The organism is Pseudoalteromonas sp. SG44-1, assembly GCF_014164315.1.
In the GTDB taxonomy this organism is placed as follows: Bacteria; Pseudomonadota; Gammaproteobacteria; order Enterobacterales; family Alteromonadaceae; genus Pseudoalteromonas; species Pseudoalteromonas rhizosphaerae.
Window position 1 is genome coordinate 1 of record NZ_JACJEW010000003.1, and the last position, 13,846, is coordinate 13,846.

A 13,846-nucleotide genomic window follows, 5' to 3' on the forward strand; every position below is an offset into this window, starting at 1 on the left:
AACCAGAGCTTAAACCGAAGCCTAAACCAGAGCTTAAACCAGAATCTAAGCCCCTAGAGAAACCAGCCCAAGGTGCAGAGGGTGCAAGCTTAGCAATAAATGCAGAGAGCGTTGTCTCTAGTAATAAAAAAGTTGCAACGAATACGCAAAGCTCCCCCCTTAACAAGGGGGCTATTAATGCTAGTTTTGCAAACAAAAAAAACTATGCAACGACCTTATTAACATGGCTAGAAAAGCACAAAGAATACCCAAGAATAGCTAAAAGTAGACGCCAGCAAGGCACTGTAATCGTATACTTTATAGTTGGTCGTGACGGTATGATCGTCACAAGCCGCATAGAGCAAACATCGGGTTACCCAGCACTGGATGATGAAGCCCTCAAAATGTTACAACGCGCACAGCCATTACCCGCCATACCAAATGGTATCGCAGGCAATAATCTTGAGCTTGTTGTACCTGTTGAGTTTTTTATAAGGTAACGGCTTTTAATTGCCAAGGTATCAATGAGTTTAAATAGAGCCGAGTGCAAAAAGGTATTAAAGTAATGTTATAGCGTTATCTAGCGCTAAGTAAAAATCAGTGATGAAAAAGCCGACAAAAGTCGGCTTTTTCAATTAGTTAGCGGTTACTTATAAAACGCTTCTACTGTGCCTTTTACTTTCATAAGTAATGGCTGGCCGCGGCGGTCTAGTGCTTTAGGTGCGGCTACTTTGATCCAACCTTCACTGATGCAGTACTCTTCAACGTCAAAACGCTCTTTGCCGTTAAGTGTAATGCCGATTTCATGCTCGAATACTTCTTCTACATAAAATTTGCTACGTGGGTTGATCGAAAGTTGATCTGGTAATTCTGGTTTATTTGTATCAGTCATAATTGTGATCTGCATTGAATATATTGTGTGCCATTGTAGGCAATACAGGCCTTAGGCTCAATATACTGATCAAAATAAATTAACTGCACAGTTGCTTTGATTGCTTAATACAGTGGCTAATTATTTCGTCACGAGTGACATCTTTGTCAAAGTAATAATCAAAGCGCATAGTGAGGTTAGTCGCTTGCTCTTGCTCAGGCCAATGCCATTTACGAACAAGTTGCAGAGTAGCTGACACCATAGCATTTAGGGTTGGTATTATTTCTTATTAAATTGAACGTTATATTGTATCACCGCTTTGCAATTATGTTATATTATATCCAAACAAGACTAGCAATCATTAAAGTGGATCATGAAGTACTCAGCATTAACTCTTGCCTTTGCAGCACTCTCTTTTGGCTCTAATGCCACAGAATCAGATATAGAAACCATCACAATTGCACATAAACAAGCCTTTAGAGGAGATATTCCTGTTAAAGAGCTGCCGCAGTCAATTACCACATTAAGTAAAGAAATGATGGTTGATAATGGCATCACTAAATTCAGGGATGCACTTGATTTTTCTGCCAGTATTTCTCGCAAAAATAATGGTGGGGCATTGTGGGATAGCTACTCTATAAGGGGGCTATCGGGTAATGAAAATATGCCATCAGGCTATTTAATTAATGGCTTTAGTGGTGGGCGAGGTTTTGCGGGCCCACGTGATGTATCTAACATTGAATATATTGAAGTGTTAAAAGGCCCAGGTTCTGCACTCTATGGTCGCTCTGAACCAGGCGGTACAATTAATATTATTACTAAAAAACCACAGTTCTATCAGCAAGGCCAGTTAAAAGCTGAACTTGGCAGTGATGATCATAAACGTGTGCAAGGTGATTACACTAACGGCCTAACTGAAGATATTGCATTTCGAATTAATGGTGCATGGCAAGATAGTGACAGTTTTCGAGATCACGTACATCATGATAAGTTTGTGATCACGCCTTCGGTGTATTACAGCATCAATGATAAATCGTCATTAACGTATGAGTTTGAGTACGTTGACCAGCAGCAAATGTATGACCGAGGTATTGTTGTACTTAACGATAATTTTGACACCGTACCTAGAAGCCGTTTTTTAGGTAACCCTAATGATGCGCCAACTAAAGTGCACTCTCGCGGACACCAACTTAATTATGACTATGACTTTAATCGCGACTGGTCACTCTTATTGGGCGCTAACCATCGTACCGCTACGTTAACAGGTTTTTCGTCTGATGCTGAACTATCTCCTCCAAGACAGACTTTGTCTTTAGATAATCCTATGCTTACGCGTCAACACCGTTATAGAGATTATTACTCTGATGATTTGTCAGTACGCGCAGAATTAAGTGGTCATTTTGATCTTGCTGATATCACTAACCATGTTTTGATTGGTGTTGATGGGTATGACTATGAGCTTCGCACTGGGCTTTATCGTTATCGTGGTGGTAAAGATACGTACACATTAAATATTTATCAGCCAAACTACAGTGAAGGGCAAGGCCCCGATGTTGCGCAACTGTATGAAAACAATGAAAAGCAAAAGGCATACGGTATTTATGTACAAGATCAGTTAGACCTTACCGAGCGTTTTAAATTAATGCTGGGATTGCGGTTTGATGAAATTGAGCAGAATATTTTCGAGACTAAGTCAGGTGTTGCTTCAGATAGCACGATGAATCGACTTAGCCCACGGCTAGGCATGGTATATGAGCTAAATGATGCGATTAACCTTTATACCAGCTATTCCGAAGGGTTTATACCTTTAAGTGGTACTGACGCTCAGGGTAAATCGTTTGGTTTTGAAGAAAGTGATTCCTTTGAAGTGGGTGTGAAGTTCGGCTTTGACAACGTTAGCGGTATCATCGCTTTATTTGATGCTAGCAAAGGCAACATGTTGGTGGCTGACGATAAGGGTTATTCAAAACCTATTGGTAAAGTAACCAGTAAAGGTATTGAGGTTGATCTGACTGGTAGTTTAGGTGAAAACACTCAGTACACACTTTCGTATGCTTACGTAAAGGCTGAAACAGCCAAAGACATGATTAATGTTGAGTGGTTAGAGCCTATACCTAAAGGTAGCCCGTTAGTTAACGTACCAAAAAATAATTTTTCGCTTTCTTTAAATCACAATACCCGTGTACTTGAGCAAGACATTAAATTTGGTGGTCATTATCAATATATTTCAGAGCGACTAGGCGACCCAGTAAACTTATCTTTTAACTTACCAAGTTATCAGCTGGTGGGTTTATTTGCTCAATGGCAGGCGACTGAACGGACAAATGTTTCACTTAATGTTGATAATGTATTTGATGAAAGCTACATAGCCAGTAGCTACAATGCATTATGGGCCTACCCTGGTGCACCAACACAGTTTAAATTGGGTATAACATATGACTTCTGAACAAGTTAAAAACCGTATTCATAGTATCGATATCATGCGTGGCGTGGTTATCTTATTAATGTTACTTGATCATGTGCGAGAGCGTTTTTTCTCGCAAATGCCGGTATTAGACCCAATGGATGTTGACGTTACCTCTCCAGGGCTGTTTTGGAGCCGTTTTGCAGCGCACTTTTGCGCGCCAACCTTTATCTTTTTAACAGGGCTTTCGGCGTGGCTTTATAGCCACCCAAGCTCAGGTAAAGTACGCTCTGCACGTAGTTTTTTAGTTAAGCGGGGGTTGTTTTTAATTGCCCTTGAAGTTACGGTTATTTGCTTTTTGTGGATTTGGTTTATCCCGACTATTTTTCTACAAGTGATATGGGCTATTGGCCTGTGTATGCTGGCTCTGGCATTACTAATTAACTTACCGCAACGACTATTGTTAGCATTGGGTTTATTGATCGTTTTTGGCCATAACTTACTCACACCAATTACCTTCAGTCCAGATGAGTGGGGTTATACCTTATGGACTATTCTGCACGATCGCGGCTTTATCTCTGAAGGTGGTTTAGTTAATGTCAAAATCAGTTACCCAGTATTACCTTGGATTGGGGTTATATTACTTGGTTACTGCGCAGGCCCACTGTACGCACATAATCGAGACAGTGAAGATCGTAAACAGTGGCTGATTGGTTTGGGCTTAGCGTGTATAGCGTTATTTGCTATTTTACGCGGCTTAAATATCTATGGCGAAACGCTACCTTGGCAGCAGTTTTCAACAGCAGTGCAAACGGCTATGTCGATATTTAACGTTACCAAATATCCACCTTCACTGAGCTTTTTATTAATCACTTTAGCGCTGATGTTTTTTGGCTTATGGTTTTTTGAGCGTCCGTTAAATCGCTTTAGTAATGCTTTAAGAGTGTATGGCTCGGTGCCGATGTTCTTTTATATTTTTCATCTTTACGTTTTATTGATTTTATACACAATTTGCAGAGCTATTTTTGGTGCTAATCATGGTGCATATTTTGCCGTAAATGATATTACATGGATTTGGTTAATTACGGTTGTGTTAGCCGTTACGTTATATTGGCCAACTAAGGCATTTAGTCACTATAAGCGCAAAGCAAATAAACCTTGGTTAAAGTATTTATAGTAACAAACAGCGGTTATAGCGCCGGCTATTTATCCACTTGTTATACCTAGCTTTTGGGGCTGGGTATAACAAGGATATTCAGTATTAAATCTTACTTGCAAATCTACAATGATGCCGATAGAGGTAAATATTCGCAGTAAAATGATTGCTACTAGCGGGTAAACGATATTACTGAGCCGAAACAGCATAATGCTTGTTGGGTGAACGGACGCCACTTTAATGTGCTTATCAACGCGCTTTTTACTGTTTTTGAATAAAGTATTAGTTTTACTTCTGTACCAAATATCTACTTTTGTAATGTATTGTAATACTGCATCGCTGATGAAACCTTCTACACTCATTTGACTTACGCGACAAGTTTCTTGGTCGCATATAACTGTCATCATGGAGCAATTGAAAATGCAGAGTGCACAAAAGGCGGTAAGGATTAACCTCGATCTTGATCTTAAAGTCAGCATCAAACAATACAAAAAAATTAAAGAGCGTCCCGTAAGTTACAAAGACGCTGATATTGCGTGTATAAAAGCCATCGCACAAGCTGCGATTAACGTTGAGTTATTTACCATCCCGTTATATATGACAGGTCTGTATTCAATACAAGGCATGCATGCAATAGGTGGGGATGAAGGCTTGTATCCCGAGCGTTTATGGCCTGGGTTAGGGGCAACAGCAGGCTTTATTCCTAATGAACGAATAGCAAAATTAGATATTACTCCAACGCCAAAACCCAGCAAGCCACTGAGCGTAAATGAACAGGCGTTTAATGCTGTTTATAGTGTGTTTATAGAAGAAATGCTGCATTTACAGTTGGCTTCTAATATCGCCAGTAAACTAAATCTAACTCCTTCATTTACCAGTAATGCACTGCAAACAGAAAAGTTTGGTTGGCATTGTTATGACGATACAACGCAAATCCCGCATATCTTAGATTTTAAAGACTGCAGCCGTGATTTATCAAAACTTAGCCCTAAAGTGAAAGAATACTTTACAACTCACTTTCAGGGTCAAACGCTACAAGATATGCGAGTCAATGCAGCTGCATTGACAAAAGAGCAGGCTTTACTGTTTTTATTGATTGAAGAAACCGAGGAAAGTGCAAAAAAATTAATAATTAATAAAGATTTAGATGGCGTTCGCCCTAAATACTTTGAAACAGCTCCTTTTGATTGGTTTAAAGCAACAGATACAGAAGTTGATTTACCTATGTTTGGTTCTATCGGGCATATGTATTGCTGTTATTGGGACTATCTTGAAATTGTGTATGAGGATGGTAGTAGCTTAATTGATATTTTGGTGAATCCAGCTAAACCTGATTCCGTGCAACGTGATTACTTTAATACTCGTGACTCAGCCGAATATAAACCGCAATACCCGGGGATTAATGGTTCAATCAATGAAAGTAATGATCTAGATAAGTTAAAAATTGAGATTGTTAATAATATCAATGCAATAACGGATCAAGGTGAAGGTAAAGGTGTTGTTTCTGAAATCTGCAGCCGCTGGGCGGCAGAGAGTTGGGTAATAACGTATTTGCAGCAACAAACGGTAGCATTGAAAAGCACACCGATTGAGGCAGATGATCATCAGGTCGCTGCTAAGTTTCAACCTAATGCTGATAACCTAAAAGAAGATTACCCAGCGGATAGCGCTGGGCAAAAGCCACTTCCTGTATCTGGTATTGCATGCGCACGTATTACAAATACTAAAAAAGATCATTTTATTACCTTTGCTGATGTACTTGATTTGATTATTCAATATGAATACCAAGAGGGTCAATCTTACAGTGATAACAACGCGGCCCAAGTGTATATGACCTGGCAAACGTGGCATAACTTGTGCGGTAAATTTACAGTAGCAATGCTTAACCCGCAAGGTGGCGATAAGGCTAAGCAGAAGCACCCAGATTTACCTGCTGTAGTTGATGTAGAAAAAGCATTGAATAATTTGTTTTCTAGCCCTGAACGTCGTGCACAAACACATCAAATTTTTAGTGAATCAGCGGTTGGCACTTTAAAAGGACTTACCACAGCATTGGATCGCTATTGGGGTGGTAAAACGACTGAGTTTCCAGGTCCTGCAATGGGGGGTTCGGGCGATCGAGTATCTATTTGTTGGGCTACAACAGGGCAGGCTCCAGATCTGGTTGCGGGTATTGCGGATATGTCTAAGGATGTTTTATACCATGCGTGCCAAGGTATGGATTATACAAAAGAAAATTCAAATAATTTACCTCCCGCAACAGTGTTCCACAGCTGTAAAGGTTCGAACAATTGCAAAGCGCAAGGTGGGTGTGGGTTTGTGCATAGCACAACACCGGGAGGAAGCTGTGGTGGTAGCGCCCCTGCTGATGGTCCATTTAGCGCTCCTGCAAATAACAAATGTAATAATTTAGGTGGTTGTGCTGTGCCGATTTCTGCCTCGCAGCTATTCCCAAAAGAGCCATCAGCAAAACCCCAGATGCAATTATTTGAATTTGGTGATGGACCAGACTATGCATCTACGGCTAAACCATATACCGACCCAGAAACAGGTAAAGTTCTAGAGCAAATGCCATTTAAAGAAGGTGATGCGGTTTACAGTATCGCGTGGCAGGCCTATTGTAATGCAAAAGGAGTGCAAACTACGCCGCCACCTGCAGATGATATTCGCTTAGCGCTTCCGCCTTCAACTTAATTGGATTGAATACATGACATCATACATACAGAAGCAGCCTTTTGCTGCTTCTGCTATTGAGCAAATAAACCCGCTAGGCTTTGGTTTGGGGTTGCGCAGTGAGCATTATCCGTACTTAATGCAAAAACCAGTAACAGGGGTTGATTGGTTTGAGATCATTAGTGAAAATTACATCGATAATTATGGCTATGGCCGTCATGTATTAGAACAATTGATGGCTGATTTCCCTATTGTTATGCATGGTGTGTCTATGAATATAGGCAGTAGCTCTGCGCTTGATTTTGACTATTTAGAAAAGTTAAAAGCATTGGCGGATTTTGTAAAACCAGCGTGGATATCAGATCATCTATGTTGGACAGGCTTTGCAGGAGTAAATAGCCACGATTTACTACCTATGCCGCTTACTGAGGAAAGCTTAAAGCATGTTATTAACCGGGTTAATCAGGTACAAGACTTTTTACAGCGGCCATTAGTGCTGGAGAACCCCTCTACTTATTTAGAGTTTCAAAACTCGTCGCTCACGGAGCCGGAGTTTTTTACGCAGCTGGTCGAACAAACACAGTGTGCTATGCTGCTAGACGTTAATAATGTTTATGTGTCGGCGTATAATCACGGTTTTTGCCCAAGGACATATATAAAAAACTTACCGCTTAAAAGTATTGTGCAAATGCATTTGGCGGGGCCAACACTCAGCGGGCATTGTTTGATAGATACCCATGATAAACCAGTTCCTGAACCTGTATGGGAATTGTATCAACTCGCGCAATCTTTATGTGGGCCTGTCTCGACTTTACTGGAATGGGATGCAAATATTCCTGCGTTTCCTGAATTAGTCGCTGAGTTAAACAAAGCTAAAACTGTATTAGCGGGTCAAATTCCTCATGCTCCAGTACAAAATAACCACCAACAAGGTTGTATTTCTACACCGCTGGTTTTAGCTAAAGAGAAATTATGAGTGAACATTCATTGAGGCAAGTGCAGCATTGGTTGCAAACAGTATTAATTGTTCGTGGTGATTTGGATGATAAACTCTTACAGGCATATGCGCATGATGGCGTTATGCTTGATACGCTAATTAAAAGTACAGATAAAATTTCAGCCCAGCAGCGAGTAGATATTTACGCTGCAGGTTATGTGCTAAGGCTTGTGGATTGTTTACGTTGTGAGTTTTCATTGTTGGCGCAGTATATGGGAGATACGTTATTTTCCACATTTGCTAAAGCATTTATTGTGACGGTGCCTTCTAAAAGTTGGAGTCTATATTATTTAGGTGAGCAATTCGCCGAATTTTTAGCACAAACTAAACCACAAGGTATAATCGATGTTGCTCAACAAACTATGGTCGATTTACCTGCTCAAATAGCCTTATTTGAACGCACCAAGTCTGAGGTGTTAGTAGCCCAAGGTCTTGAAAAAAATGTAACGGCAACCGAGCTTTCTATCGAACAGCAAATGCTCACGTGTTTAGTAAATAATACTGATATTCAAGCGGCGCCTTGTTTGCGAGTAATAACATTAGATTACCCTATTTTAGAGCTCATTTCACAAATTGAAGCCTGCATAGCAAAATTAGAAGTAATGCCTGATGAGTTGATTTTACCTATTCAGCAACCATGTTACCTTGCTTTAACACGTATACATTATAGATTTAGAGTCTGGTCTTTAGCTCATTGGCAGTATTTGCTACTCGGTTTTTGTATACAAGGAAGTAGCTTTAATATGGCGATTAAGCAAACAGCATTACAGCTAGAGGTTTCTAGCGATGAGTTAACCTCAGACGCAATGATGTGGTTGCCACAAGCAATCAATATGGGCTTGTTGTTTCAATAAGTGCTACAAGTAAGCAGTTAACCTAATTGATAACAATTAAATAAACTATAACGCCAAGATTTCATCGCGATTACTTGGCGACCAGGCTTTGTCAGCCGCTTGTTGTTGCGTTAGCCAAATAAAATCAGTGTGCTCATTCGGATCTAAAGTAATGGCGATATCATCGGGTACGCAAATACTAAAAACATACTCAGTATTAATTAACGCATTGGCTTGATAGCGGTGTCGCCATGACTCTCTAATGGTATATTGATTGGTTTTTTGGTGATCACGTATTGTTAAACCCAGTGCGCGGGCATCTATCCCTGTTTCTTCTAATAGCTCACGGTAAGCTGTCACAATAGGCGTTTCGCCTTCATCAATCCCGCCGGTGACTGATTGCCAAAAGTTAGCATCATCGGTACGTTGGATCAGTAAACAGTCTTTATTTTTTTTATAAATAACAACCAGTACAGAGAAGGGTTTACGAAGTGGTTGGTTATTTAACAAAATAGAGCCTTAAATAGCGTTTGTTGAATCAGTTTACCTAACTACGAAATGTTTAACTAGCCAGATCACATCACTAACAACCAAATACCCAGCAACAAGAGTAGTACATTCATTATTTTCAGAAACTGCGAAGTATTGAGTTTGCCCTGCAACCAGATCCCTAAACGATTACCACAAAAAGCAATCGGCAAGCTGGCAAGTGCAATTAATGCCCACTTTATTTCGATTAAACCCAGACTAATAAAGCCAATAAGCTTGACGGCATTCATCATCGCAAAAATAATCGCCACAGTTGCGACAAATCGTTTCGGTGGTAACTTAATGGTACTGAAATACATTATTAAAGGTGGGCCGCCAGCATGTACTAAGGTACTTGCAATACCGGCTAAACCGCCCATAGAGAAGGCACCTAAACGGCTATTTAAGGCACTCAAAGTAAACTTGCTAAAGGCTAAACTGCGAATAGCAAACACTATACATAAAATAGCAATCGCTGTTTTTATAAACGCCGCGTCTAACCAGCCAATTAACGCATGTGCAATAACTACGCCTACCAATAAACCCGGTAGTAAGCGTTTAAGTTGCTGTATATCCCATTGTTGCCAGTAACTTTTTAAACTAAAGACATCGGCAACAATAAGTACCGGTAGCATCAAACCGATTGCGGCAACAGGGGGCATCACTAGCATTAGTAAAGGGACACTAAACACTCCAAGCGCTCCTGCAAAGCCTGATTTTGACACGCCGGTGAGCAATACGACAAATGCGATGATAGAGAGGGTTGTTACTGTCATTAGTTTTTCTACTTACTGATTATTTACTTTATGCTGGTAGATCAAACCACAGCGCTTCTAAGCTGCTGGTGGCTGTTAATGTTACCCGTTCATTGCGATTTAGTGCAAAGGCATCGCCGTTACTAAAATTTTGCTTGTTTGCGTCTATATGCCCGCAGATAATATGCAAATAACCTTTTCTATCCGCTGTTTGCAATGTATGCGATTGACCCGCATCAAGTTTTAAACGATAGATACTAGCATCTTGGTTGATGCTCACGCTGCCGTGTTCGCCATTTGGTGTAACAAGTGGTGTAAGCTGAGTTGTTTGCGGAATACTTTTTTGCTCATAGCTAGGGGCTATACCACGCAATTTGGGTTGTATCCAAATTTGTAAAAAGTGCGCTGTTGCAGAATTTGAAGCATTATATTCGCTGTGCATAATGCCACTACCGGCACTCATCCGTTGCACGTCACCAGCAGGAACAATGTATTCATTACCAGTGCTGTCTTGGTGTTTTAATGCGCCTGAAATGACATAGGAAATTATTTCCATATCTCGGTGTCCGTGAGTGCCAAAGCCTTGGCCTGCAAGTACTTTATCTTCGTTGATCACTCTAAGTACTGACACCCCCATGTGTTTTAGATCATGGTAATGGCCAAATGAAAAACTATGCTGACTTTGTAACCAACCAAGATCAACTTGGCCGCGCTCGCTGGCTTTGCGTATGTAGTGCATAACTTAACTCCTGATTAAACGCTAATTTGAATAGCAGCAGTATAAGTTTTATAAGGAAGATTAAAATCGCTTTTAAAAGGACTATTTGTTCTAATTAATAGAATGAAAGCCCTTGATTAGCAATCAAGATCAGCCTGCATTACTTGATATCGTAACTCGCCAATGAATGTGCGCGCTGCCGGGCCAAGGCGATCACCGTCTTTAAATAGTAAATGTAGCATGGCACTGCGCTTACTATTGTGGCTAAGATTAAGGGGCTTGAGCCGATTTTGTGCTAACTGATTGGTAATCGCTGTGCTAGGTAGCCAAGCAAAGCCTAAGCCGTTGCTGATCATATCAATGGAAGTCCGCATATGGCTTACTGTCCAGCGCTGGTCGGCACCTAACCAGCCACCGTCTTGTTTATTGTGTAAGGCTGAATCGCGTACCACAATTTGTCGGTGCGATTTTAAATCTTCAAGGGTGATAGGTCGGGTGATGCTATGTAACGCATGATCTGGGTGCGCAACAGCAGTAAACTCGATATTGCACAACTCTTCACTAAACCCGGCTTTGCCAGTGAATCCCGATATTGCAATATCGGCACTGGTGTTCTCTAGTAATTCATTCGCGCCAGTCAGTACTGATTCGTATAATTCAATACGTAATAATGGATACATTGCCGAGGTATTGTTGAGTACTTTATAAAGCAGTGCTTGCGGAAAAACTTCATCAACAGCAATACGTAATTTGCTTTCAATCCCCTCACTGAGGGTCTGCCCAATTGCTTCTATTTTGGCGGCTTCATCGAGTAGGTAATTAGCGCGGCGCATCATCATCTCACCAGCTTCGGTGATCACGGTTTTACGTCCTTCAATAGTAAATAACTTAACACCTAAAGCGGTCTCAATTTTACCAACAGCATTGTGAATACTTGACTGGCTTTTATAAATTTTTAGTGATGCTTGATTAAAACCGCCATGTTCAACCACAGCCCTAAACATACGCCATTGCTCTAAAGTTATTTTAAGCATCTTTATGGTTGTCCTCGCAGTCACCTTGGTCACAGGTATTGAGTGATTCTCTGGCACGTTTATCTTGATTGAGTACTTGTTTTAGATCTTCAGTACGTTGGCGTACAGCTACACCATAACTGTGATCATCGCCCCACAGTTTTGCTAGTTGCAGTACTGAGGCACGATCGTGCTCTCTAAATAAGTGTCCTGCGCGCTGCGAGTCTTCTTTTGAATTTCCTAATAGTTCTAGGGTTTCAACGGCAAGGTTGATGGCAGAGTCAACGGTTTCTCGGTTAAACGCATCAACGTGCAAATTAAGTAATTGGTAAGCATGGCGACGATCTTTAGCGCGCGCCACAATCTTTAAGTGCGGAAAGTGTTTGCGGACAAGTTTAACTATTTCGAGAGTTTTGTCGGCATTATCAATAGCAATAACCAGTAATTGTGCGGTATCAGCTCCAGCGGCTTCGAGTAGTTCTTTACGTGCTGCATCACCATAATGCACCGTATTACCAAAGCGGCGCAGCAGATCAATTTGGCTAGGACTGTGATCAAGGACACTAATATCATACCCTTGGGTGCTCAGTAAGCGCCCCATAATTTGTCCAAAACGGCCGTACCCAGCAATGATTACGTGTTTGGCTGGGCTTATCTGCTCTGGTTTATCAAACTCAGGTTTTGTTGTTGTGTTGCTACGTTTTTGTAATGTGTCGTAAAGCATTAATAGTAAAGGGGCTATTAACATTGAGATGGCCACGACTAAGGTGGTTAAGTTGCTTTGTTCTGGGGTTAAAATTTGCAATGTATTAGTCATCGTCAGGAGCACAAAAGCAAACTCACCACCTTGTGCTAAGGCTAAAGTGAATAACAGTTGCTGGGTATGATGAATTTTAAAAGTTCGTGCTAAGGCATACAAAACAGCGGCCTTTACAACAATTAAAGCGGCAACCAATGTAACCACTAAAGTAAATTGATTAAATAACAATGCAAAGTCGATAGAGGCACCGACAGCGACAAAAAACAATCCTAATAACAGTCCTTTAAAGGGTTCTATATCGGCCTCTAACTCATGACGAAATTCACTTTCTGCCAGTACCACACCAGCTAAAAAAGTCCCTAACGCTGGAGATAAGCCAACATTTTGCATAATCAGCGCAATCGCTACCACTAAAAATAACGCAAATACAGTGAATATTTCCCGCATTCTGGTTTCAGCAATGTACCTAAATAGCGGCGCAGAAATATACTTACCAGCTAAAATAATTGCCGCGATCACTGTTACTGAGGCGGTTACTTGCCCCCAAACTGGCCAATCAGCAGTTAGCGAATTATGCGTGCTGGTGGCATTTAACATTGGCTCAAACGCCAATAATGGTAGTAATGCTAAAATAGGAATAACGGCAATATCTTGAAATAGCAGTACCGAAAACGCATTTTGGCCGGCTTCATTTTTCAGCCAACCTTTTTCTTCCAGGCTTTGTAGCACAATTGCTGTTGAAGAAAGCGCGAGCATTAAACCAATTGCTAGTGCTGTTTGCCAATGCATGGCCATAAACCAATAACAAATTGCAAAAATTACCGCGGCTGTTAGGGTTACTTGCAAACCCCCAAGCCCTAAAATAGAGTGGCGTAACTTCCAAAGCCTTGCTGGTTGTAGTTCAAGGCCGACTAAAAACAGCATCATTACTACACCAAATTCAGCAAAGTGCATAACAGACGTTTGATCGCCCACTAACCCCAGCAAATACGGGCCAATTAAAATACCTGCCAGCAAATAGCCGAGTACGGAGCCTAACCCAAGGCGTTTTGCGATAGGCACCGCAACAATGGCTGCGGCTAAATAAATTAATGCGATCTCTAACATAGTTGTCCTTTGCTAATACTGGCTAACTTATTATGCCTTAAAATACTGTTTA

13 protein-coding genes are annotated in these 13,846 nt (G+C 41.0%); 6 read left to right on the forward strand and 7 right to left on the reverse strand.

Going from position 1 to position 13,846, the window contains the following annotated elements; all coding sequences use genetic code 11:
- Nucleotides 1–479 (forward strand): energy transducer TonB (locus H5187_RS01840; protein WP_182797498.1); only part of this gene is annotated, 479 nt, incomplete at its 5' end.
- Between the two features lie 146 nt (nucleotides 480–625).
- Here the strand turns inward: H5187_RS01840 and H5187_RS01845 are convergent.
- Together H5187_RS01845 and H5187_RS01850 are read right to left on the reverse strand one after the other, a co-directional pair.
- Nucleotides 626–871 (reverse strand): DUF3297 family protein, encoded by a 246-nt coding sequence (locus H5187_RS01845; protein ID WP_149982278.1) that lies wholly within the window; start codon nucleotides 869–871, stop codon nucleotides 626–628.
- A 79-nt stretch (nucleotides 872–950) separates the two neighbouring features.
- Nucleotides 951–1,112, reverse strand: coding sequence for a hypothetical protein (locus H5187_RS01850; RefSeq protein ID WP_182717542.1), 162 nt, complete (start codon nucleotides 1,110–1,112; stop codon nucleotides 951–953).
- 111 nt (nucleotides 1,113–1,223) lie between these two features.
- Here H5187_RS01850 and H5187_RS01855 point away from each other — a divergent pair, with 111 nt between their 5' ends.
- The 5 genes from H5187_RS01855 (at nucleotide 1,224) to H5187_RS01875 (ending at nucleotide 8,934) form a co-directional block, all read left to right on the forward strand.
- Nucleotides 1,224–3,296: a TonB-dependent siderophore receptor gene (locus H5187_RS01855; RefSeq protein WP_182739473.1), complete on the forward strand. Its 2,073-nt coding sequence runs from the start codon at nucleotides 1,224–1,226 to the stop codon at nucleotides 3,294–3,296.
- Nucleotides 3,286–4,431 (forward strand): DUF1624 domain-containing protein, encoded by a 1,146-nt coding sequence (locus H5187_RS01860; RefSeq protein ID WP_182739472.1) that lies wholly within the window; start codon nucleotides 3,286–3,288, stop codon nucleotides 4,429–4,431. The genes H5187_RS01855 and H5187_RS01860 overlap by 11 nt, the downstream gene beginning before the upstream one ends.
- A 399-nt stretch (nucleotides 4,432–4,830) precedes the next feature.
- Nucleotides 4,831–7,104, forward strand: coding sequence for a ferritin-like protein (locus H5187_RS01865; RefSeq protein WP_259398452.1), 2,274 nt, complete (start codon nucleotides 4,831–4,833; stop codon nucleotides 7,102–7,104).
- A gap of 13 nt (nucleotides 7,105–7,117) precedes the next feature.
- Nucleotides 7,118–8,059 (forward strand): DUF692 domain-containing protein, encoded by a 942-nt coding sequence (locus H5187_RS01870; protein WP_149982274.1) that lies wholly within the window; start codon nucleotides 7,118–7,120, stop codon nucleotides 8,057–8,059.
- Entirely contained in the window at nucleotides 8,056–8,934 is an 879-nt protein-coding gene (locus H5187_RS01875) for a DNA-binding domain-containing protein (RefSeq protein ID WP_149982273.1), read from the forward strand. Before H5187_RS01870 ends, H5187_RS01875 begins: the two co-directional genes overlap by 4 nt.
- A gap of 45 nt (nucleotides 8,935–8,979) precedes the next feature.
- On the opposite strand, the gene nudB is transcribed toward H5187_RS01875, so the two are convergent.
- The 5 genes from nudB to H5187_RS01900 form a co-directional block, all read right to left on the reverse strand.
- Nucleotides 8,980–9,423 (reverse strand): dihydroneopterin triphosphate diphosphatase, encoded by a 444-nt coding sequence (gene nudB, locus H5187_RS01880; RefSeq protein WP_182717536.1) that lies wholly within the window; start codon nucleotides 9,421–9,423, stop codon nucleotides 8,980–8,982.
- Between the two features lie 65 nt (nucleotides 9,424–9,488).
- Entirely contained in the window at nucleotides 9,489–10,217 is a 729-nt protein-coding gene (locus H5187_RS01885; RefSeq protein ID WP_149982271.1) for a sulfite exporter TauE/SafE family protein, read from the reverse strand.
- Nucleotides 10,218–10,245: 28 nt separating this feature from the next.
- Nucleotides 10,246–10,935, reverse strand: a complete 690-nt coding sequence (locus tag H5187_RS01890) for a pirin family protein (RefSeq protein ID WP_182767421.1) — start codon at nucleotides 10,933–10,935, stop codon at nucleotides 10,246–10,248.
- A 116-nt stretch (nucleotides 10,936–11,051) separates the two neighbouring features.
- On the reverse strand, nucleotides 11,052–11,948 hold the full coding sequence (locus H5187_RS01895; RefSeq protein WP_149982269.1) for a LysR family transcriptional regulator: 897 nt from the start codon (nucleotides 11,946–11,948) through the stop codon (nucleotides 11,052–11,054).
- Nucleotides 11,941–13,794, reverse strand: a complete 1,854-nt coding sequence (locus H5187_RS01900; protein WP_145240191.1) for a monovalent cation:proton antiporter-2 (CPA2) family protein — start codon at nucleotides 13,792–13,794, stop codon at nucleotides 11,941–11,943. The genes H5187_RS01895 and H5187_RS01900 overlap by 8 nt, the downstream gene beginning before the upstream one ends.
- Nucleotides 13,795–13,846 lie beyond the last annotated feature (52 nt).

Bases quoted from the DNA above. Each gene is read 5' to 3' on its own strand.
- H5187_RS01845 (WP_149982278.1), bottom strand. From the start codon at position 871: ATGACTGATACAAATAAACCAGAATTACCAGATCAACTTTCGATCAAC.
- H5187_RS01850 (WP_182717542.1), bottom strand. From the start codon at position 1,112: ATGGTGTCAGCTACTCTGCAACTTGTTCGTAAATGGCATTGGCCTGAG.
- H5187_RS01855 (WP_182739473.1), top strand. From the start codon at position 1,224: ATGAAGTACTCAGCATTAACTCTTGCCTTTGCAGCACTCTCTTTTGGC.
- H5187_RS01860 (WP_182739472.1), top strand. From the start codon at position 3,286: ATGACTTCTGAACAAGTTAAAAACCGTATTCATAGTATCGATATCATG.
- H5187_RS01865 (WP_259398452.1), top strand. From the start codon at position 4,831: ATGCAGAGTGCACAAAAGGCGGTAAGGATTAACCTCGATCTTGATCTT.
- H5187_RS01870 (WP_149982274.1), top strand. From the start codon at position 7,118: ATGACATCATACATACAGAAGCAGCCTTTTGCTGCTTCTGCTATTGAG.
- H5187_RS01875 (WP_149982273.1), top strand. From the start codon at position 8,056: ATGAGTGAACATTCATTGAGGCAAGTGCAGCATTGGTTGCAAACAGTA.
- H5187_RS01885 (WP_149982271.1), bottom strand. From the start codon at position 10,217: ATGACAGTAACAACCCTCTCTATCATCGCATTTGTCGTATTGCTCACC.
- H5187_RS01890 (WP_182767421.1), bottom strand. From the start codon at position 10,935: ATGCACTACATACGCAAAGCCAGCGAGCGCGGCCAAGTTGATCTTGGT.
- H5187_RS01895 (WP_149982269.1), bottom strand. From the start codon at position 11,948: ATGCTTAAAATAACTTTAGAGCAATGGCGTATGTTTAGGGCTGTGGTT.
- H5187_RS01900 (WP_145240191.1), bottom strand. From the start codon at position 13,794: ATGTTAGAGATCGCATTAATTTATTTAGCCGCAGCCATTGTTGCGGTG.